The organism is Verrucosispora sp. WMMD703, from assembly GCF_049178935.1.
Classification (GTDB): domain Bacteria; phylum Actinomycetota; class Actinomycetes; order Mycobacteriales; family Micromonosporaceae; genus Micromonospora; species Micromonospora sediminimaris.
In genome coordinates, this window is record NZ_JBMHMM010000004.1 from 5335656 (window position 1) to 5353875 (window position 18220).

Sequence of the window (18220 nt, forward strand, 5' to 3'; positions counted from 1 at the left end):
GCACCACCGAAGCCGTGGACGAACAGCAGCATGAAGGCGATCGGCACATGCCGCTTCAGTGCTGTTCCTTGTCTGTGCCGGCACCGACGAGGGTGAGGAAGATGTCTTCGAGGTTCCGCTGCTTCTCGACGTACTCGACCTCGGCGGGTGGCAGGATCCGCCTCAGCTCGTCGAGGGTGCCGTCCACGATGATTCGTCCCTCATGGAGGATCGCGATCCGGTCGGCGAGGTTTTCCGCCTCGTCGAGATACTGGGTAGTGAGCAGCACGGTCGTGCCGCCCTGAGCGAGTTCGTTGACGGCGTGCCACACCTCAAGGCGCGCCTGCGGGTCCAGCCCGGTCGTCGGCTCGTCGAGGAAAACGACAGGCGGATTCCCGATCAGACTCATCGCGATGTCCAGCCGGCGGCGCATGCCCCCGGAGTACGTCGCCACCCTGCGGGCACCCGCCTCGGTCAATGCGAAGCGCTTCAACAGCTCGTCCGCGATCGCGCCGGGTGCCTTGAGGTGCCGCAGCCTGGCGACGAGGACGAGGTTCTCGCGCCCGGTGAGGATCTCGTCGACCGCCGCGAACTGCCCGGCGAGGCTGATGGACTCGCGCACGTCGGCCGCCCGCGTCGCGACGTCGAAGCCGTTGACGTGTGCGGTGCCCGCGTCGGCCTTGAGCAGCGTGGAAAGGATCTTCACCACCGTGGTCTTGCCCGCGCCGTTCGAGCCGAGCAGGGCGAAGATGCTCCCCCGCGCGACCTCGAAATCCACGCCACGCAGCACGTGCAGCTTCTGGTACGACTTCGCCAGGCCCCGCACCCGGATCGCGGGCCCCTGAAGCTCACTGGTCGTCGCCGGGATTGTCATGCCGATCAGCATGGAGGGCTGACGCAGCGTCAGGGTCAAGCCCGCAGCGGGCACCGATCTCGCAGGGGGTGGCGCGACGTCAGTCGTACGGACGCTTGGGGACAGGCACCTGCCGCCAGGACTCGACCTCAAGGTAGGGGATCTCCGCGTCGTTCACCGGATCCCGGCCGAGTCGATCGCTGTAGCGGCCGGTCACCTCGACCCAACTGTCGTCGGGCAGCCCGGCCGGTACGTCGCCGGTCAACCCGAGCTTGACCGGTCGGCCGTCGGCGGCGCAGCAGGACAGCACCATCCGGGCCAGGATCGGCTGGCCGTCCGCGCCGGTGGCAATGAAGCCGGTGAGCTGAACCCGCCGATCGCCGATCGACGTGCCCCGGTCGAACAGCGCCCGGGAGGCGTAGTCCAGGACGCTGACCTGCACCGGGTCACCCTCGGGCAGCGGCGGGTAGTCCGACTGCTGTTGGCTGCTCAACGCCGTGCCGGCCTGACCCGCCGCGTACGACCCGAGGGCCGGCGGGGCGACCAGCAGCAGGCCGAGCACAGGCAGGATCAGCAGCCAACCGACCCGCGGCTCGTGGTGGGCGTGCCCGTGCCCGTCGTGCCCGTCGGGGCGGTCGGGGCGGTCGGGGCGGTCGGGGCCGACGGTGGGACCGTCGGCGGGGACCAGCGCGCGGGGGGCCGGCGGGCGCATCTCGTACCAGAGCGTCATGATCGCGGCGGCGACCAGCAGCAGGCCGGCGGCGATCAGGAAGGGACGCAGGCCCTCCTTGACGTAGCGCAGGTAGAGGTCGGTGACGCTGGCCCGGATCACCGCGCCGCCGAGCAGCAGCAGGATCACCGCCTGCGCCTGCCGGTTCACAGCAGCACCGCCCCGGCGCCGACGGCGACCAGCACGGCCACCGCGAAGGTGGTCGGCGCGAACCGGAAGGCGAAGCGGCGGCCGAACACCCCGGCCTGCATCGAGATCAGCTTGAGATCGACCATCGGCCCCACCACCAGGAAGACCAGTCGGGACGTGAGCGAGAACTGGGACAGCGAGGCAGCGACGAAGGCATCAGCCTCCGAGCAGAGCGAGAGCAGCACGGCGAGCAGCGCCAGCGCCAGGATCGACAGCCACGCGTTGTCGGCGAGGGTCTGCAACCACCGCTCCGGCACCAGCACGTTGATGCTTGCGGCGGCCATCGCGCCGAGTACCAGGAAACCACCGGCGTGAGTCACGTCGTGGCGGACGGCGGCCCAGAAGGCCCGGCCCCGGGACGCGTCGTCCAGCTCCGGGCGGCGCGGCATCCTGATCCACTCGGTGCGCCCGAGCCGCAGCCAGAGCCACCCCATGATCATGGCGACGATCAGGCTGGCGACGCCCCGGGCAAGGACCATCTCGGGGTTGTTCGGGAAGGCGACCGCCGTGGCGGTGAGCACGATCGGGTTGACAGCCGGGGCGGCGAGCAGAAACGCCAGCGCGGCGGCCGGGGTCACGCCCCGCCGGATCAGTGACCCGGCAATCGGTACCGAACCGCACTCGCAGCCCGGCAGCACCACCCCGGCCGCGCTGGCTGCCGGCACCGCCAACGCCGGGTGCCGGGGCAACGCCTTCGCCCAGAAGGATCGGGGCACGAAGACCGCGATCACGGCGGAGAGCAGCACTCCGAAGGCCAGGAACGGCACTGCCTGCACCATGATCGAGACGAAGACGGTGGTCCAGGTCTGGATGCGGGGATCGTCCAGGGCGGCGGCGATCGGCTCCCGAAAGATGATCAGGATGATCAGCAGCGCCGCGAGAACCTCCACCGAGCCGATCCGGTCACCGAGCCAGCGCCGGGGTGGCTCGCCACCGGCAGGCTCCGGTGGGCGCGTCTCGATGTCGACGCCCCCGGCCGAGGATCGGGGCTCCGGTTCGCCCGGCACGGCCCGGTCAGTGTCTGTGGTCACCCGTCACCCTTCGGCCGTGGCGGATCGGCGGACTGAGATTACCGTCCGGCGCGGATGACGTCGATGGATGTCACAGATTCGCCCAAACTTCCGGGAGCCCCCGGCCACCGGACCAACGGATGCGAGTAACCGTCGTGACCTGGGGAGATCACATTGCCGGTGGATCTTCCGTGGTGCTAGCGTCGGCGAGACAGACAACACCTCCGACAGGGGAGCGCACAGCGCTGAGAGTGCGGGTCCGCCCGCAGACCCTCCGTACCTGATCTGGGTAATGCCAGCGCAGGGAGTTCGGTCCACCTCCAGCCCGCCACCGTTCGGCGCCGCCGGCCGGGGCGTGCGTCTTGCCTGGTTCGCATCTGGACTGGGAGCAATCATCGTGCAAACCACCGACAGCAACCGCTGGCGCACCATCGACATCGTGGTGGCATCGGTCATCGCCGTCGCCTTCGGCGTCATCTTCTGGGCCTGGGGCGTGGTGTGGAGCGCCACCGAGGGCGCCTTCAGCTTCTTCCCGCCGGCACAGACCCTCATCTACGGTGTCTGGCTGGTGCCGGCCGTGCTCGGCGGCCTGGTCATCCGCAAGCCCGGCGCCGCGCTGTACTGCGAACTGCTGGCCGCGATCATCTCGGCCCTGCTGGGCAGCCAGTGGGGCACCATCGTCCTGTTGCAGGGCCTGATGCAGGGTGTCGGCGCCGAGTTGGCCTTCGCCGCCTTCCGGTACCGCTCCTACCGGCTGCCGGTCGCCCTGCTGGCCGGTGCGCTGACCGGCCTCAGCGCGGCAATCTTCGACTTCGTCTACTGGAACGCCGAACGCGACATCGCCACCTACCGCCTGCCCTACGCCGCGCTCACCGTCGTCAGCGCCACCGTCATCGCCGGCGCCGGCGCGCACGCCCTGACCCGCGCCCTGGCCCGCACCGGCGTCCTCGACCGCTTCCCCGCCGCCCGCGAACGCCCCCTGGTCTGACCTCCCCGGCAGTGTCGATCTCCACAGCAACCGTCAGGAAGAAAAGGAGGGCGGGATGGGTGAGGGGGTGTGGGTACGGGGGTTTGGGTGGCGGCATGCCGGGAGGCGTGACTGGGCGGTGCGCGGGGTCGAGCTGCGGGTGGAGCGCGGCGAGAAGGTGCTGCTGTTGGGGGCGTCCGGGGCCGGCAAGAGCACGTTGCTGGCGGCGCTGGCCGGCCTGCTGCCCGAGGACTCCGGGGAACACGAGGGCAGCATCGAGATCGACGGCCGGCCGGTCGACGAGGCCCGGGACCGGGTCGGCATCGTCTTCCAGGACCCACAGTCCCAGCTCGTCATGGCCCGCAGCGGCGACGACGTGGCGTTCGGGCTGGAGAACCGGGGCGTGCCGGCCGGACAGATCTGGCCGCGGGTGGACGAGGCGCTGCACCGGGTGGGCTTCCCGTACCCGAGGGACCGACCCACCGCGGCGCTCTCCGGCGGCGAACAACAGCGCCTCGCCCTGGCCGGCGTGCTGGCGCTGCGTCCCGGCCTGCTGCTGCTGGACGAACCCACCGCCAACCTCGACCCCGCGGGTGCCGCCCTGATCCGCGCGGCGCTCACCCGGGCGGTGGACGCCGACACCACCCTGATCCTGGTCGAGCACCGGGTCGCCGAAGCGCTGCCCCTGGTAGACCGGGTGGTGGTGCTCGAACCCGGCGGCGGGGTCCGCGCCGACGGCCCACCGGAGGCGGTCTTCGCCGCGCACGGCGACGCCCTCGCCGCCGAGGGGGTCTGGGTGCCCGGCCGGGAGATCCCGCCACGCCGGGCCGCCGGCCCGGCCGGCGAGGTGCTGCTCACCGCCGAACAGCTCGGCCAGCCACCCCGGCTGGCCGCCACCGACCTGACCGTACGAGCCGGCGAGGCGCTCGCGGTGCTCGGACCGAACGGCGCCGGGAAGTCCACCCTGGCGCTGCTGCTCGGCGGACTCCTCCGGCCCGGCACCGGGCGGCTGACGGCCAGCCCGGAACTGGCCGGAACGGACTCGCGCACCGCACCGCACCGATGGCGGGCACCGGCGCTGACCCGCCGGATCGGCTCGGTGTTCCAGAATCCCGAGCACCAGTTCGTCACCGGCACGGTCTTCGACGAGCTGGCCCTGGGGCCGAGGCGGACCGGGGCGTCCGAATCGGCGGTGCACGACCGCGTGACGGAACTGTTGAGCCGGCTGCGGCTGGATCGGCTCGCCGCCGCCAACCCGTACACCCTCTCCGGCGGCGAGGCGCGGCGGCTGAGCGTGGCGACCGCCCTGGCCACCGCGCCCCGCCTGCTCATCTGCGACGAACCCACCTTCGGCCAGGACCGGCGCACCTGGCGCGAGCTGGTGGATCTCCTCGCCGACCTGCGCGACGCCGGACACGGCCTGGTCACCGTCACCCATGACGCCGACTTCGTGGCCGCGTTGGCCGACCGTACGCTGGCCCTCGCTCCGCCCGACACGGGACCGGCACGACCATGATCACCCTGGAGCCGATCGCCCGGCCGGGCGCGCCGCTGGCCCGGCGAAATCCGGTGGCCAAACTGGCAGCCGCGATGTTGTTCGCGTTTCCGCTGATGGCCACGCTGGACCCGGTCACGCCGGCCATCGCGATCGCCGTGGAGCTGGCGGTGCTGCCGCTTTTCGGGGTGCACCCCGGGCTGCTGGCCCGACGGGCCTGGCCGCTGCTGGCCGCCGGCGGCGGCATCCTGGTCACGCTTGTGCTCTTCGCCGCCGACCGGTCGGGTCGGGTGCTGCTCGACGCGGGGCCGGTCGTGGTGACCTCGGGGGTGCTGGTCACCGCGCTCGGCCTGGTACTGCGGCTGTTCGCGGTGGCGTTGCCCGGCGTGATCGTCTTCGCCACCACCGACCCGACGGACCTGGCCGACGCGCTGGTGCAGAACGCCAGGGCACCCGCCCGGTTCGCGATCGGCGCGTTGGCGGCGTTCCGGTTGGTGCCGCTGCTCGGCCAGGAGTGGCAGATGATCACCATGGCGCGTCGGGCGCGCGGAGTCGAGGCTGGGCGCAACCCGGTGGCCCGACTACGGCTGTTCGTCTCGACGGCGTTCACGCTGCTGGTCGGGGCGATCCGGCGGGGCACCCGGCTCGCGGTGGCGATGGACGCCCGAGGCTTCGACAGCGGCATGCCGCGCACCTTCGCCCGCCGACAGCGTTTCGTCACGGCCGACTGGCTGCTCGTCGTCGGCGCGACGGCGACCGCCGGGGCCGCGCTCGCCGTCAGCGTGGCACTCGGCGTCTTCCGCCCGCTGGTCGGCTGACCCCGCCGCCACGCGTCGAAGCGGACCGGGTCAGCGACGGACCCGGCCGACACCACACATGGTCGGGATCGCATGTTCGCATGTTCGCCGCGAAGGTGACACGCCGCGTTCCCCCGCTACGACCAGATTGGCCTGCGACGACTCCTCGATCAATCTGGAGCAGCAGATGGGCCACGGCCACGCGCACCACCACGACCACGACGCCGCCAGCGGTACCGACGTGCCCCCGGCGCTCGACCTGTCCATTCCTGACAGCGACCTGCCGCCGGCCGACCTGAACCGGCGCGGTTTCCTGCGTAACGCCGGCCTGCTCGGTGCCGGCGCGGCCACCACCGTGCTGGCGACCGGCACCCCGGCGGTGGCCGGTGGCCATGACCACGGTCACGGGCCCGGCGGGGACCACGGCAGGACCGGCGGGTTCCACTGGCTCGCGGGCGACCACCACATCCACACGCAGTACAGCTCCGACGCCATGTACCGGGTGATCGACCAGGCCCGGCACGCGCGGGCGTACGGCCTGGACTGGATGGTCGTCACCGACCACGGCAGCGCTACGCACGCGAAGATCGGCGTGGAGAAGGTCAACCCGGACATCGTCGCCGCCCGCTCCCGGCTCAAGGATCTGCTGATCTACCAGGGCTTGGAGTGGAACATCCCGGCCGCCGAGCACGCCACCGTCTTCGTGCACCCCGGACGCAACGAGGTCGCCGTGCTCAAGGAGTTCGAGAACTCCTTCGACGGCAGCGTCCGCAGCGCCGGCGACAACACCCCGGCGAACGAGGCGCTGGCCGTCGCCGGCATCAAGTTCCTCGGCGAGGCGGTCCGTAAGCGCCGCGTCGAGGGTGCGCTCTTCCTGGCCAACCACCCGGCCCGTCGGGGCATCGACTCCCCGCACGAGATCCGGGCCTGGCGCGACGCCGACCCGAGCGTCGCCATCGGGATGGAGGGTGCCCCGGGCCACCAGGCCGCCGGCCTGCCCCGGGACAGTGGCGGCCGGGCCCGCGGCTACTACGACAACAACCCGTCGGCCAACTCGTTCCCCGGCTACCCGCTGGAGAGCTACCGCACCTGGGGTGGGTTCGACTGGATGACCTCGACGGTCGGCGGGCTCTGGGACAGCCTGCTCGCCGAGGGTCGGGCCTGGTGGATCAGCGCCAACTCCGACTCGCACGTCAACTACCTGGACACCTCGCAGCGGGGCCCGGGCAGCGACTTCAACCTCAACGGCAGGTACAACGACCCGGTCCACGGACCGGTGATCACGGACGCCGGTGACTACTGGCCGGGGCAGTACAGCCGCACCCATGTCGGGGCGAGCAGCTTCAACTACCGGGCGGTCATGGACGGTCTGCGCGCCGGCCGGGTCTGGGTCGACCACGGCGGTTTGATCAAGGGGCTGGACGTCCGCGCCCGCGTCGCCGGTGACCGGCGGGCCAACTCCGGCACGCCGCTCGGCGGGGTGCTGCGGGTCCGGCGTGGCACCGCCGTCGAGGTGACCATCGACATCGACCTCGCCGACATCCCGAACTGGTCGCAGTTCGTGCCCGTGCTCGCCCGCGTCGACGTGATCGCCGGCCGGGTGACCGGCCCGGTCGCCGACCAGGACAGCTTCACCGCCCCGAACACCCGGGTGGTGAAATCCTTCGAAGTCACCGCCAAGACCGGCCGGGTCTCGTTCAGCTACTCCTTCGGCCGGGTGGATCAGCCGTTCTACCTGCGTATCCGGGGTACCGACGGCAAGCGCAGCCAGCCCGGTCTGATGGGCGCGGGGGTCGACCCGTTCGGTCCCGCGTTGGACGTCGCCGGTGCCGCCAACCCGTGGGAGGACCTGTGGTTCTACGCCAACCCGATCTGGGTCCTGCCGAAGTGATCGTCGGCCTCAGCCTGGGGCACCGCACCCTGCTTGAGGCCGACCACTGGCTCACCAAGCAGGTGACAGGGCTCGGGCCGGATCTGGTCGCCTGCACCCACCTGGTCGCCGGGCCGTACCCGCATGTGGCGCTCAGTGTGGCCGGCACGGCGGCCGAGCGGCTCGCGGAGCTGGCGGTCACCCCACCCGAGCTACGAACCGCAGCGGCCCGGGCAGCCGGTCAGCACGCCGCCCGCCGCTCCGGGCGCGCGGTGCACTACCCGGGGGCGGACCGGATGGTCGGCACCCTCACCGTCGCCGAACTGCTCGCCGCCGGGGCGATCGAGCGGGTGGTGGGGCTGGGTGGGACGCCGGTGGCCCCGGACGCGCCGGTACACACCAGGGACTTCGTCCGGCCACAGTGGCAGGACGGCGAGCTGGTCCTGGTCACCATGCCGCACCACGCGGGCGGCCTGGCCCCGTTCGAGGTGCCCGACCCGACGCCCTGCTGCGCCGACCACTGAGGTGATCCTCCGACCGTCGCCCCCGGCACCGGCGCGACGGGCGAGGTCAGGGGGCCGGGTGCGCGCGTACCGACACGCACCCGGCCCCCCGTGGACCGTCAGCTACGCCGGAAGGCGTAGCGGCGGACCTGGCCGGTCCGCTGGCCACGTCCGACACCGGAGGTGCCGGTGGCCGGTGGCCCCGCCTTGGGGGCGGCCGGCCGCCCGGCCGGCAGGGTGGGCACCGGAGCGATCGCGACGTCGTCCAGGTTCGCGGGTGTGACGGCGGCGAGTTCCGCCGAGTGACGGTCGGGACGGGACTTCCGGGAGCTGCGTTTGGCTGGCATCTGTGCCTCCTCGCTCGGCCGGCAACCGGTGGACGGTCGGCCGACCGCGTCGTGAGGACCGCCATCAGGCGGTCGGGGACGGTACGGACTGCTGCCCGGGACCGGCCACGGAGGACGCCACCGCCGACGGCGGGTGGACACACACGCGGACGCCCGGGAGCACACGGGGTCGCGGCACGACAGCGGCGAACCCGGCTCGGAAAGGGGCGTCAGTAGCGCATGCCCGCACGTTATCGCCCCGGCGAGGTGGGCGCAGCCGAATTAACGCCACCGGTCCGCGCGGGGCATCGTGGTGCGTTACGCGACCACCTGATGACCAGCGGTGGGGGGACGGCGCGCGCCGAACCGGTACCGCGATACCGTCGCAGCACTACAGGTAGACGGCGGAAGGTGGCGACGAGGATGGCGGATCGGGCTACGGCGCAGATCGGTGTGACGGGGCTGGCGGTGATGGGTCGTAACCTGGCCCGGAACCTGGCCCGCAACGGGTTCACCGTGGCGTTGCACAACCGCTCGCCGGAGCGGACCCGGTCGCTGGTGGCGGAGCACGGCGACGAGGGCACCTTCGTCCCGACGGAGTCCCTGGCGGACTTCGTCGCCGCGCTGGAGCGCCCCCGCGCGGTGATCATCATGGTCAAGGCGGGCGGTCCCACCGACGCGGTGATCGACGAGTTGGTGCCGTTGCTGGAAGCGGGCGACATCATCATCGACTGCGGCAACGCACACTTCGCCGACACCCGACGCCGGGAGGAGGCGCTGCGGGCCAAGGGCCTGCACTTCGTCGGCACCGGTGTCTCCGGCGGCGAGGAAGGGGCGCTGTGGGGGCCGAGCATCATGCCGGGCGGCTCGGCCGAGTCGTACCGCAAGCTCGGACCGATCTTCGAGAAGATCGCCGCGCAGGTCGAGGGCGTGCCCTGCTGCCAGCACGTCGGGCCGGACGGTGCCGGGCACTTCGTCAAGATGGTCCACAACGGCATCGAGTACGCCGACATGCAGCTCATCGCCGAGGCGTACGACCTGCTGCGGGCCGGGCTGGGCGCAGAGCCGGCGGAGATCGCGCAGATCTTCCGGGAGTGGAACTCCGGCGAGTTGGAGTCCTTCCTGATCGAGATCACCGCCGACGTGCTGGCGCACAGCGACGCCGCCACCGGGCGGGCGTTCGTGGACGTGGTGCAGGACCGGGCCGAGCAGAAGGGCACCGGCCGGTGGACCGTCCAGATCGCTCTCGACCTGGGCATCCCGATCACCGGCATCGCCGAGGCCACCTTCGCCCGGTCGCTGTCCGGGCACGTGGGTCAGCGCGAGGCCGCGCTGCGGGCCTTCCCCGAGGCCGGCGAGAAGTGGCAGGTCAGTGACCGCGAGGCATTCATCGAGGACGTACGGCGGGCGCTGCTCGCCTCGAAGATCGTCGCGTACGCCCAGGGCTTCGACCAGATCCGCGCCGGCAGCGCCGAGTACGACTGGGGCATCGACCTGGGTGGTACGGCGACGATCTGGCGCGGTGGCTGCATCATCCGGGCCCGCTTCCTGGACCGCATCAAGCAGGCGTACGACGAGCAGCCGGAGCTGCCCACCCTGCTGGTCGCGCCGTGGTTCGCCGACACCGTGCGGGACGGCGTGCCGAGCTGGCGTCGGGTGGTGGCCGAGGCGGCCCGGGCCGGCGTACCGGCGCCCGCCTTCGCCTCGTCGCTGGCGTACTTCGACGCGCTGCGGGCAGACCGGCTGCCGGCCGCACTGATCCAGGGGCTGCGCGACAACTTCGGCGCGCACACCTACCGCCGGGTCGACCGGGACGGATCGTTCCACACCCTCTGGGCCACCCCCGACCGCGCCGAGGTCGAGGCCTGACCCGCAGGTCGAGGCCGACACCGATACCCCCCCCCGACATACGGCATCTCGCGGTATCCCTGCTGAGGGATACCGCGAGATGCCGTATTGCCGAGCTACCGGCCGCGCCGGTCGCGTCAGAAGAAGCGGCGGCGCTTGGCCTGCTGGGGGCGGATCAGGTCGGCGCCCTTGTTGAGCAGCCGAGTGGCCCGGTTGGGGCCACGGCGGGACTCCAGCGTGTGGCTCAGTTTCCGGGCTCCGGCGGCGGCGACCGGTACCGCGATGGCCATCACCGCCCACTGCCCGATGCGCTTGCGGATCATATGGGTTCACCTCCGTCAGTGGCTGCTGTCGGCGGTGATACCCAGTGTTGCCGCCGCGTATGCGCTCAGGTGGCCGGAACCACCGACGCTCACGCCGGAAGGCCGACGCTCAGCCTGCCGGCACCACGGACGCCGAGGTGGTCGGGGCCACCGGATTGGGCAGCGCGCCACCGAACCGACGATCGCGCTGGGCGTACAACTCGCAGGCGTACCACAGGTGCCGGCGGTCGAAGTCCGGCCAGAGCGTGTCCAGGAAGATCAACTCGGCGTACGCGCTCTGCCACAGCAGGAAGTTGGAGGTCCGCTGCTCGCCGGAGGGTCGCAGGAACAGGTCCACCTCGGGCACCTCAGGGTGGTAGAGGTACCGCTGGACCGTCTTCTCGGTGACCTTGGCCGGATCGAGCCGACCGGCGGCCACGTCCCGGGCGATCGCGGCGGCAGCGTCGGCGATCTCCGCCTGCCCGCCGTAGTTCACACAGAACTGCAGGGTCAGCGTCGAGTTGCCGCGGGACATCTCCTCGGCGGTCTGCAACTCGCTGATGACGCTCTTCCACAGCCGCCCGGCCCGACCGGACCACACCACCCGCACCCCGAGGTCGACCAGCTGGTCCCGGCGGCGGCGGATGACGTCCCGGTTGAAGCCCATCAGGAACCGCACCTCATCGGGTGAACGTCGCCAGTTCTCGGTGGAGAAGGCGTACGCCGACAGGTACGGAATGCCCAGCTCGATAGCGCCCTCGACGGTGTCGAAGAGGGAGAACTCCCCCGCCTCGTGGCCCTTGGTGCGGGGCAGACCGCGTTCCTTGGCCCACCGACCGTTGCCGTCCATCACCACGGCGACGTGGCGGGGCACCGCCCCCGGTGGCAGCGCCGGCGGTCGGGCTCCGGACGGATGCGGTGTCGGCGGCACCGGTTCGCGCCGCCCGGCCCTGGACGATCGGATCACTCGGTTCTCTCCCTACTCACGTCCGGTGACGCCCGGTCGGGCGGCAGCGCTGCACCGGCCGGGGCCACAGTGCCGGCGTCGCCGGTCGAGGCCATGGTGCCGGCCTCGCCGGTCGGCCGCCGTGCGCCGGGTGCCGACGGCATCCCACCCCGGTCGACCAGCGGCAGCGAGCGTAGCGCGCGTTCCAGGTGCCACTGCAGGTGCGCCGCGACCAGGCCGCTGCATTCCCGGCGTACCCCGTTCTCGGTGGCGTCGGCTATCCGCCAGTCACCGACGGTGAGCGCCGACATCAGGTCGATGGTGGCCGGGGCCGGGTGGGCGGCCCCCGGTGGCCGGCAGTCCGGACAGACCGCGCCCCCGGCCGGCACCGAGAACGCCCGGTGCCGGCCCGGCGTGCCGCAGACCGCGCAGGCGGTCAACGCCGGCGCCCAGCCCGCCAACGCCATCCCGCGCAGCAGATACGCGTCGAGCACCAGCGTGGTGGCATGCCCGCCGTCGGCGAGGGCGCGCAGCGCGCCCAGGGTGAGCTGAAACAGCCGCAACGACGGTTCCCGCTCGACCGGGGTGAGCCGCTCGGCAGTCTCGGCGATCGCGCTGGCGGCGGTGTAGCGGGGATAGTCACCGAGAAACCGCTTGCCGTAGAGATCGATCCCCTCGACCTGGCTGACGCTGTGCAGCGAACTGCCGTGCTCCCCCTTGGGGTCGCCGGCCAGCTGCACATCGACGTGACCGAAGGGCTCCAGCCGGGCACCGAACTTCGACATGGTCCGGCGTACCCCCCGGGCGACCGCGCGGAGCCGGCCGTGCCGCCGGGTGAGCAGGGTGATGATCCGGTCGGACTCGCCGAGTTTCTGCACACGCAGCACCACCGCGTCGTCGCGGTAGAGCTGTCGGCGGTATCCGGCCATCGCGCCATTCTCCCCTCCGGCCGGGAATCAGGTCCGACCCCGGGTCGGAATTCAGGGTCCGCTCGGGGTCGCCGTGCCGGCGAACCCGGATGCGCGCCCGGTGGGGCCGGTCGTAGCGTGCTCGGCATGGCTTCGTACCGGACCAGCACCGTCTCCCGGCCCACCGCCGCAGATCAGCCCGTCGCCGCGCGCCGAACCACCGCGCCGCGAGCGAGCACCGTGCGTCGGACCGGCATGGCGGTCGCCGCGACCGCCGCCCTCATCGTCCTGGTCGGGTGTGACAACCTGTCGTACCGGCAGCTGGACTTCGACACCACCGAGTCCGCCCGGATCACCGCGATCCAGGTGCTGCCCGGTTCCGGCGATGTGGTGGTCCGGGCCGACGGCGGAGCGGACGGGGTACGCGTCAAGCGCGTGGTGCGCTACCAGGGCAACCAGCCGGACGCGACGTACGAGATCAAGGGCACGGAACTGGTGCTGGACACCTCCTGCGGCAGCCGGTGCACCGTCTCCTACGAGGTGACGGTCGACGCGGGGGTGGGCGTACGCGGCGAGACCGGCTCCGGGGACGTCGATCTCAGCCGCGTCGGCCGGGTGGACCTCGAGGTCGGCTCCGGCAACGTGCGGGTCGCCGCGGCGACCGACACGGTGCGGGTGGAGACCGGCTCGGGCGACATCGAGGTGTACGACATCGCCAAGCCTGTCGTGCTGCGGGCCTCCTCCGGGAACGTGACGGGAAGTCGGCTCGGCGGCGAGGTGGACGCGGAAACCAAGTCCGGCGACGTCACCCTCGACTTGGACAAGCCCGTCTCCGCGCGGGCGCACGCGTCGAGCGGCAACGTCACGCTGACCGTGCCCGGCGGGGCGTACCAGATCCGGCCGAGGGCCGACTCCGGCGAGATCGACCTGGGTGTCCCGGATGATCCCTCCGCCGCGTCCGTGCTCGACCTGCGTACCGGCAGCGGCGACATCACCGTCACCTCGCGATGACCCCACCGCCCCGGCCACGCTGTTCCGGGACCGGTGCCACCGGCCCGGCACCCGGCTCGTGATCCTCGCCGGTGCGCGACTCCGCGTGCAGGCGGGTGGGGCGCGCCGCCGGACGGCGGCCACCGGGGACCAGCTCGGGCGGACGCTGCGCCGCCACATCCTCGACCCAGCCCACCATCGCGGTCACCAGGGCCACCAGCAGGAAGACCAGGACCACCCGGATCGCCAACCCCAGCAGGTCCTGATGCGACCAGCCGACCACGTCGACGAGCGGGGTGAGTGCGACCACGAACGCCATGTGCCACAGGTAGACCGTCAACGCCCGCCGGTTCAGCACGGTGACCGCCCGGCCTACCAGCGCGCTCCGGTCCACCCAGGCGACGGTCGCCGGTGCCCGGCCCAGGGCCACCAGGATGAACGCGGCCGACCAGAGTGCGTTGCCGAGCGGAATGTCGTTGAGGTCGTAGCCGCGCGGACCCTGGTGGGTCAGGATCCAGGCGCCGCCCACCGCCGCCAGCGCCAGCGCGGTCGGCACCAGAATCCAGGCGCTCAGGCGGCGCAGCATCCCGCTCTGGTGGGCGAAACCCAGCAGCCACGCCCCGAAGTAGAGCCCGAAATGGCGCAGCACGACCGGCGGGTTCTGGTAGATGCCCAACTCGATGACGAGCAGCAGGCAGTACGGGGCAAGCAGGGTGGGTAACGGGAACCGGCGGAACAGCCACAGCGCGACCGGGGATGCGAGCACGAACCACAGGTAGTCACGCAGGTACCAGATCGGGCTCAGCGCCAGCGCACCCCAGTAGTTCGCCGGTGGGTCGGCCACCGGGAAGAGCCAGAGCAGCACCGCCGGGGTGAGCGGCAGCCCGGTGAGCAGCATCGCCGGCACGAAGATCACGGCGACCACCCACAGCGACGGCAGCAGCCGTCGCAGTCGCCGACCCACCGCCATCGGCCCGGACCGCAGCAGGGACGCGGCCATCAGCGAACCGGCCAGCGCGAACATCACCGACATGGCCGGGAACAACAGCGTAAGCGATCCCCAGCCGGTGACGTGGTACACGACCACCCGCACGATGGCCAAGGCGCGCAGCAGGTCCAGGTATCTGTTTCGCATCAGCCTGCATCTGTGTCGGGGGTGCGGAGGCTCTTGCGTCCCCTACCCTCCGCTGCCCGCCGACGAACCGGTCAGCGACCCACTGCGTTAGTGAAACTTCCCATATGCCTGACGGGCCCCGATCAGACGGTCCGGTGCCGGTCGCCCTATTTCACCGGCCCGCCGGATCGGCTCAGAACCCGAGCTTGCGCAACTGCTTGGGGTCGCGCTGCCAGTCTTTGGCCACCCGTACGTGCAGATCGAGGTAGACCTTCGTGCCCAGCAACTCCTCGATCTGCCGCCGCGCGGCGGTGCCGACGCCCTTGAGCCGAGCGCCCCGATGCCCGATGACGATCGCCTTCTGGCTGGGCCGCTCCACATACACGTCGGCATAGATCTTCGTCAGCCGGCCCTCCGGAATCATCTCCTCCACCACCACGGCGATGGAGTGCGGCAACTCGTCACGCACACCCTCCAGCGCAGCCTCCCGGATCAGCTCCGCCACCAGCACCTGCTCCGGGTCGTCGGTGAGCATGTCGTCCGGGTACAGCTGCGGCGACTCGGGGAGATAGCGCGTCATCACCTCGACCAGGGTGTCCACCTGGTGCCCGGAAACCGCGCTGACCGGCACCACCTCCGCGAAATCCCCCAGCTCACTGACGGCGAGCAACTGCTCGGCCAGCCGCTTGCGATCGACCAGGTCGGTCTTGGTGACCACCGCCAGCACGGTCGCCTTCAGCTCGGCCAACTCCCCGGTGATGAACCGGTCGCCACGGCCGATCGGCTCGTCGGCCGGGATGCAGAGACCGATCACGTCGACCTCGCTCCAGGTCTGCCGCACCAGATCGTTGAGCCGCTCACCCAACAGGGTGCGGGGACGATGCAGTCCCGGAGTGTCGACCAGCACCAGCTGCGACTCCGGCCGGTGCAGCACCGCCCGGATGACGTGCCGGGTGGTCTGGGGCTTGTTCGACGTGATCGCGATCTTCTGCCCGACGATGGCATTGGTCAACGTGGACTTGCCGGCGTTCGGCCGCCCGACGAAACACGCGAAACCCGCCCGATAGGAGCGCTCGCTGCGCTCGCTCATGACGTCGCTCCGCTACGCTCTGCGTCGCCATGAGGCACCCACGCACCGCACCCGACGATTCGCTCGCTCCGCTCGCTCATTCGGTCACCGTGCCGAGCACCGTGCCATCTGGCCCGGCCACGTGCACCGGCGCGTCGGCGGCCAGGTCACGCACGGCCGCGTAGCCGGCGCCGTCCAGCGTGGACGCCTCGGTCACCACCACCGCGGCCTCCAACCGGGTGGCACCCGCCGCAGCCGCCGAGGCGACCGCCAGTTGCAGTGCGGTGATGGTCAGCGAGGGCAGCGACACGCTGGCCGCCGCGTACGTCCGACCATCCTGATCCCGGACCGCGGCACCCTCCACGGCACCCACCCGGCCTCTGGCACCACGGGCGAGGATGACCAGCTTGCCGTCCTCGGCGCTCAATTCGGAGCCGGTGGACCGGACGGCCGGTACGGCGGGTGACTCAGGCATCGGCGGGCTGCCTCTCCTCGGATTGGTCGGTGTCGGAACGGGACGCGGTCGGCGGAGCGCCCGGAGCGTCCTTCGTGTCGGTCGGCTCCACCCGGCGCACCAGCACCGTGTCGATCCGGTTGCGTCGACCGGTGGTGCCCTCGGCGACCAGCCGCAGGCCAGCCACCTCGACCCGCGCGCCCGGAATCGGCACCCGACCCAGGGCCTGGGCGAGCAGACCCCCAACGGTCTCCACCTCGTCGTGCGGCAGCTCGGTGTCGAACAGCTCGCCGAGATCCTCGACCGGCAGCCGGGCGGTGACCCGCACCGCACCGTCGGGCAACTGCTCGACCGGGGGGCGCTCGACGTCGTACTCGTCGGTGATCTCTCCGACGATCTCCTCGAGAATGTCCTCGATGGTGACCAGACCGCCGGTGCCACCGTACTCGTCCACCACGATGACCAGGTGGTTGCGGGCGGCCTGCATCTCCGACAGCAGATCGTCCACGGGCTTGGACTCGGGCACGAAGGTCGCCGGCCGCATCAGCTCGGCCACCGGTAGCTGACGGTCCTCGACGGCCCCGCCCTGGGTACGCCGGATCAGGTCCTTGAGATAGAGAATGCCGAGCACGTCGTCGACGCTCTCACCGATCACCGGGATCCTGGAGAAACCGGAGCGCAGGAACAGCGCGAGCGCCTGGGAGAGGTTCTTGCCCGACTCGATCCACACCATCTCGGTACGCGGCACCATCACCTCGCGGGCGATGGTGTCACCGAGGGCGAAGACCGAATGGATCATCTGCCGCTCGCCGTGCTCCACCACGCCCCGTTGCTCGGCGAGGTCGACCAGCTCACGCAGCTCGACCTGAGTGGCGAACGGCCCCTCCCGGAACCCACGGCCCGGGGTGACCGCGTTGCCGATCAGGATCAGCAGGGAGGCCAGCGGGTTGAGGACCCGGCCCAGCCAGCGCACCAGCGGCGCGGCCGAACGGCCCACCGCGTACGCGTGCTGCCGGCCGAGGGTGCGCGGGCCCACGCCGACCACGACGAAACTGACAACGGTCATCGCCCCCGCGGTGACCAGCGCCGCCCGCCAGCCCGCGCCGAAGGTGTCCACCGCCACCAGCGCCACCAGTGTGGTGGCGGTCAGCTCGGCGAGCAGCCGGAGCAACAACAGGAGGTTCAGGTGCCGGACCACGTCACCGGCGACCGTCTGGAGGGTACGGGCGCCTCGGATCCCCTCGCGGGCCAGCTCGGCCGCGCGGGCCGGAGAGACCGCAGCAAGGGCCGCCTCGGTCATCGCGATCAGGCCGGCAAGTACCACCAGCCCGGCAGCGAAAACGAGTAGTTGCAGGTCGGGTAGGCCGGTGGCGGCCGCGGCCAGCGGAGTGTCCATCACCGGGAGCGGGCCGACCGCCAGCTCGCCAGCAACCGGGCCTGGAGCCCGAACATCTCCCGCTCCTCCTCCGGCTCCGCGTGGTCGTAACCGAGCAGGTGCAGGACACCGTGCACGGTGAGCAGGTGCAACTCGTCGGCGGTGCTGTGCCCGGCGGTGGCCGCCTGCTTCGCCGCCACCTCCGGGCAGAGCACGATGTCGCCGAGCAGTGCGGGCTCACCACCGGCGGCGGCGGTCTCACCCGGCCCGTGGTCGACGCTGCCCTCGTCCATGGGAAAGGCCAGCACGTCGGTCGGGCCGTCGCCGCCCATCCACCGATGGTTCAGCTCGGTCATGTAGTCGACGTCCACCAACAACACGGAAAGCTCGGCGAGCGGATTGACTCCCATCTCGTCGAGCGCGTGCCGGGCGACGGCGAGCACGGCGTCGGTGTCGACCTCGGCACCGGACTCGTTGGCGATCTCGATGGACAAC

At 71.6% G+C, this 18220-nt stretch carries 19 protein-coding genes and 1 riboswitch; of the genes, 7 read left to right on the forward strand and 12 right to left on the reverse strand.

Annotation, left to right across the window (positions count from 1 at the left end):
- Nucleotides 1–55: 55 nt before the first annotated feature.
- The 3 genes from ACN26Z_RS24760 to ACN26Z_RS24770 all read right to left on the reverse strand — a co-directional run bounded on the left by ACN26Z_RS24760 (nucleotide 56) and on the right by ACN26Z_RS24770 (nucleotide 2713).
- On the reverse strand, nucleotides 56–853 hold the full coding sequence (locus ACN26Z_RS24760) for an ABC transporter ATP-binding protein (protein WP_421463571.1): 798 nt from the start codon (nucleotides 851–853) through the stop codon (nucleotides 56–58).
- A gap of 79 nt (nucleotides 854–932) precedes the next feature.
- Nucleotides 933–1712: a TIGR03943 family putative permease subunit gene (locus tag ACN26Z_RS24765; protein WP_421463572.1), complete on the reverse strand. Its 780-nt coding sequence runs from the start codon at nucleotides 1710–1712 to the stop codon at nucleotides 933–935.
- Nucleotides 1709–2713, reverse strand: a complete 1005-nt coding sequence (locus ACN26Z_RS24770; RefSeq protein WP_396887722.1) for a permease — start codon at nucleotides 2711–2713, stop codon at nucleotides 1709–1711. Before ACN26Z_RS24770 ends, ACN26Z_RS24765 begins: the two co-directional genes overlap by 4 nt.
- A 267-nt stretch (nucleotides 2714–2980) precedes the next feature.
- A riboswitch (TPP riboswitch) is annotated at nucleotides 2981–3086 on the forward strand.
- A gap of 72 nt (nucleotides 3087–3158) precedes the next feature.
- Here ACN26Z_RS24770 and ACN26Z_RS24775 point away from each other — a divergent pair.
- From ACN26Z_RS24775 to ACN26Z_RS24795, 5 genes are all read left to right on the forward strand, one after another.
- Nucleotides 3159–3749 carry an ECF transporter S component gene (locus ACN26Z_RS24775; protein ID WP_282237169.1) on the forward strand — a complete coding sequence of 197 codons (591 nt, stop codon included), beginning with the start codon at nucleotides 3159–3161 and terminating at the stop codon, nucleotides 3747–3749.
- 55 nt (nucleotides 3750–3804) lie between these two features.
- Nucleotides 3805–5244 (forward strand): ABC transporter ATP-binding protein, encoded by a 1440-nt coding sequence (locus ACN26Z_RS24780; RefSeq protein WP_421463573.1) that lies wholly within the window; start codon nucleotides 3805–3807, stop codon nucleotides 5242–5244.
- The gene (locus ACN26Z_RS24785; RefSeq protein ID WP_093407479.1) at nucleotides 5241–6041 is read left to right on the forward strand and encodes an energy-coupling factor transporter transmembrane component T family protein; all 801 of its coding nucleotides are present in this window, start codon (nucleotides 5241–5243) and stop codon (nucleotides 6039–6041) included. The genes ACN26Z_RS24780 and ACN26Z_RS24785 overlap by 4 nt, the downstream gene beginning before the upstream one ends.
- Nucleotides 6042–6207: 166 nt before the next feature.
- Nucleotides 6208–7911, forward strand: a complete 1704-nt coding sequence (locus ACN26Z_RS24790) for a PHP domain-containing protein (RefSeq protein WP_282237167.1) — start codon at nucleotides 6208–6210, stop codon at nucleotides 7909–7911.
- Entirely contained in the window at nucleotides 7908–8414 is a 507-nt protein-coding gene (locus ACN26Z_RS24795; RefSeq protein WP_421463574.1) for a hypothetical protein, read from the forward strand. The genes ACN26Z_RS24790 and ACN26Z_RS24795 overlap by 4 nt, the downstream gene beginning before the upstream one ends.
- A gap of 98 nt (nucleotides 8415–8512) precedes the next feature.
- On the opposite strand, the gene ACN26Z_RS24800 is transcribed toward ACN26Z_RS24795, so the two are convergent.
- Entirely contained in the window at nucleotides 8513–8740 is a 228-nt protein-coding gene (locus ACN26Z_RS24800; protein ID WP_093407484.1) for a hypothetical protein, read from the reverse strand.
- A 402-nt stretch (nucleotides 8741–9142) separates the two neighbouring features.
- Between ACN26Z_RS24800 and gndA the strand changes: the two genes are divergently transcribed.
- On the forward strand, nucleotides 9143–10588 hold the full coding sequence (gndA, locus tag ACN26Z_RS24805; RefSeq protein WP_421463575.1) for an NADP-dependent phosphogluconate dehydrogenase: 1446 nt from the start codon (nucleotides 9143–9145) through the stop codon (nucleotides 10586–10588).
- A gap of 116 nt (nucleotides 10589–10704) precedes the next feature.
- On the opposite strand, the gene ACN26Z_RS24810 is transcribed toward gndA, so the two are convergent.
- The 3 genes from ACN26Z_RS24810 to recO form a co-directional block, all read right to left on the reverse strand.
- On the reverse strand, nucleotides 10705–10890 hold the full coding sequence (locus tag ACN26Z_RS24810; protein ID WP_093407489.1) for a hypothetical protein: 186 nt from the start codon (nucleotides 10888–10890) through the stop codon (nucleotides 10705–10707).
- A gap of 109 nt (nucleotides 10891–10999) precedes the next feature.
- On the reverse strand, nucleotides 11000–11800 hold the full coding sequence (locus ACN26Z_RS24815) for an isoprenyl transferase (RefSeq protein WP_170863518.1): 801 nt from the start codon (nucleotides 11798–11800) through the stop codon (nucleotides 11000–11002).
- A gap of 32 nt (nucleotides 11801–11832) precedes the next feature.
- The gene (recO, locus tag ACN26Z_RS24820) at nucleotides 11833–12744 is read right to left on the reverse strand and encodes a DNA repair protein RecO (RefSeq protein ID WP_421463576.1); all 912 of its coding nucleotides are present in this window, start codon (nucleotides 12742–12744) and stop codon (nucleotides 11833–11835) included.
- 126 nt (nucleotides 12745–12870) lie between these two features.
- Here recO and ACN26Z_RS24825 point away from each other — a divergent pair, with 126 nt between their 5' ends.
- Nucleotides 12871–13734 carry a DUF4097 family beta strand repeat-containing protein gene (locus ACN26Z_RS24825; protein WP_421463577.1) on the forward strand — a complete coding sequence of 288 codons (864 nt, stop codon included), beginning with the start codon at nucleotides 12871–12873 and terminating at the stop codon, nucleotides 13732–13734.
- Here ACN26Z_RS24825 and ACN26Z_RS24830 read toward each other — a convergent pair.
- From ACN26Z_RS24830 to ybeY, 5 genes are all read right to left on the reverse strand, one after another.
- Nucleotides 13721–14848 carry an acyltransferase family protein gene (locus tag ACN26Z_RS24830; protein ID WP_282237163.1) on the reverse strand — a complete coding sequence of 376 codons (1128 nt, stop codon included), beginning with the start codon at nucleotides 14846–14848 and terminating at the stop codon, nucleotides 13721–13723. The genes ACN26Z_RS24825 and ACN26Z_RS24830 overlap by 14 nt on opposite strands.
- Before the next feature lie 172 nt (nucleotides 14849–15020).
- Nucleotides 15021–15917, reverse strand: a complete 897-nt coding sequence (era, locus tag ACN26Z_RS24835) for a GTPase Era (RefSeq protein ID WP_210936415.1) — start codon at nucleotides 15915–15917, stop codon at nucleotides 15021–15023.
- 76 nt (nucleotides 15918–15993) lie between these two features.
- Nucleotides 15994–16371 (reverse strand): cytidine deaminase, encoded by a 378-nt coding sequence (locus ACN26Z_RS24840; protein WP_282237161.1) that lies wholly within the window; start codon nucleotides 16369–16371, stop codon nucleotides 15994–15996.
- Nucleotides 16364–17746: a hemolysin family protein gene (locus tag ACN26Z_RS24845; protein ID WP_421463578.1), complete on the reverse strand. Its 1383-nt coding sequence runs from the start codon at nucleotides 17744–17746 to the stop codon at nucleotides 16364–16366. Before ACN26Z_RS24845 ends, ACN26Z_RS24840 begins: the two co-directional genes overlap by 8 nt.
- Entirely contained in the window at nucleotides 17746–18219 is a 474-nt protein-coding gene (gene ybeY, locus ACN26Z_RS24850) for an rRNA maturation RNase YbeY (protein ID WP_093407506.1), read from the reverse strand. The genes ACN26Z_RS24845 and ybeY overlap by 1 nt, the downstream gene beginning before the upstream one ends.
- Between the last annotated feature and the right edge of the window lies 1 nt (nucleotide 18220).

What these genes read in the sequence shown, in the direction of transcription:
- ACN26Z_RS24760 (WP_421463571.1), bottom strand. Translation starts at nt 853, where the DNA reads ATGACAATCCCGGCGACGACCAGTGAGCTTCAGGGGCCCGCGATCCGG.
- ACN26Z_RS24780 (WP_421463573.1), top strand. Translation starts at nt 3,805, where the DNA reads ATGGGTGAGGGGGTGTGGGTACGGGGGTTTGGGTGGCGGCATGCCGGG.
- ACN26Z_RS24785 (WP_093407479.1), top strand. Translation starts at nt 5,241, where the DNA reads ATGATCACCCTGGAGCCGATCGCCCGGCCGGGCGCGCCGCTGGCCCGG.
- ACN26Z_RS24790 (WP_282237167.1), top strand. Translation starts at nt 6,208, where the DNA reads ATGGGCCACGGCCACGCGCACCACCACGACCACGACGCCGCCAGCGGT.
- ACN26Z_RS24800 (WP_093407484.1), bottom strand. Translation starts at nt 8,740, where the DNA reads ATGCCAGCCAAACGCAGCTCCCGGAAGTCCCGTCCCGACCGTCACTCG.
- gndA (WP_421463575.1), top strand. Translation starts at nt 9,143, where the DNA reads ATGGCGGATCGGGCTACGGCGCAGATCGGTGTGACGGGGCTGGCGGTG.
- ACN26Z_RS24810 (WP_093407489.1), bottom strand. Translation starts at nt 10,890, where the DNA reads ATGATCCGCAAGCGCATCGGGCAGTGGGCGGTGATGGCCATCGCGGTA.
- recO (WP_421463576.1), bottom strand. Translation starts at nt 12,744, where the DNA reads ATGGCCGGATACCGCCGACAGCTCTACCGCGACGACGCGGTGGTGCTG.
- ACN26Z_RS24825 (WP_421463577.1), top strand. Translation starts at nt 12,871, where the DNA reads ATGGCTTCGTACCGGACCAGCACCGTCTCCCGGCCCACCGCCGCAGAT.
- ACN26Z_RS24830 (WP_282237163.1), bottom strand. Translation starts at nt 14,848, where the DNA reads ATGCGAAACAGATACCTGGACCTGCTGCGCGCCTTGGCCATCGTGCGG.
- era (WP_210936415.1), bottom strand. Translation starts at nt 15,917, where the DNA reads ATGAGCGAGCGCAGCGAGCGCTCCTATCGGGCGGGTTTCGCGTGTTTC.
- ACN26Z_RS24840 (WP_282237161.1), bottom strand. Translation starts at nt 16,371, where the DNA reads ATGCCTGAGTCACCCGCCGTACCGGCCGTCCGGTCCACCGGCTCCGAA.
- ACN26Z_RS24845 (WP_421463578.1), bottom strand. Translation starts at nt 17,746, where the DNA reads ATGGACACTCCGCTGGCCGCGGCCGCCACCGGCCTACCCGACCTGCAA.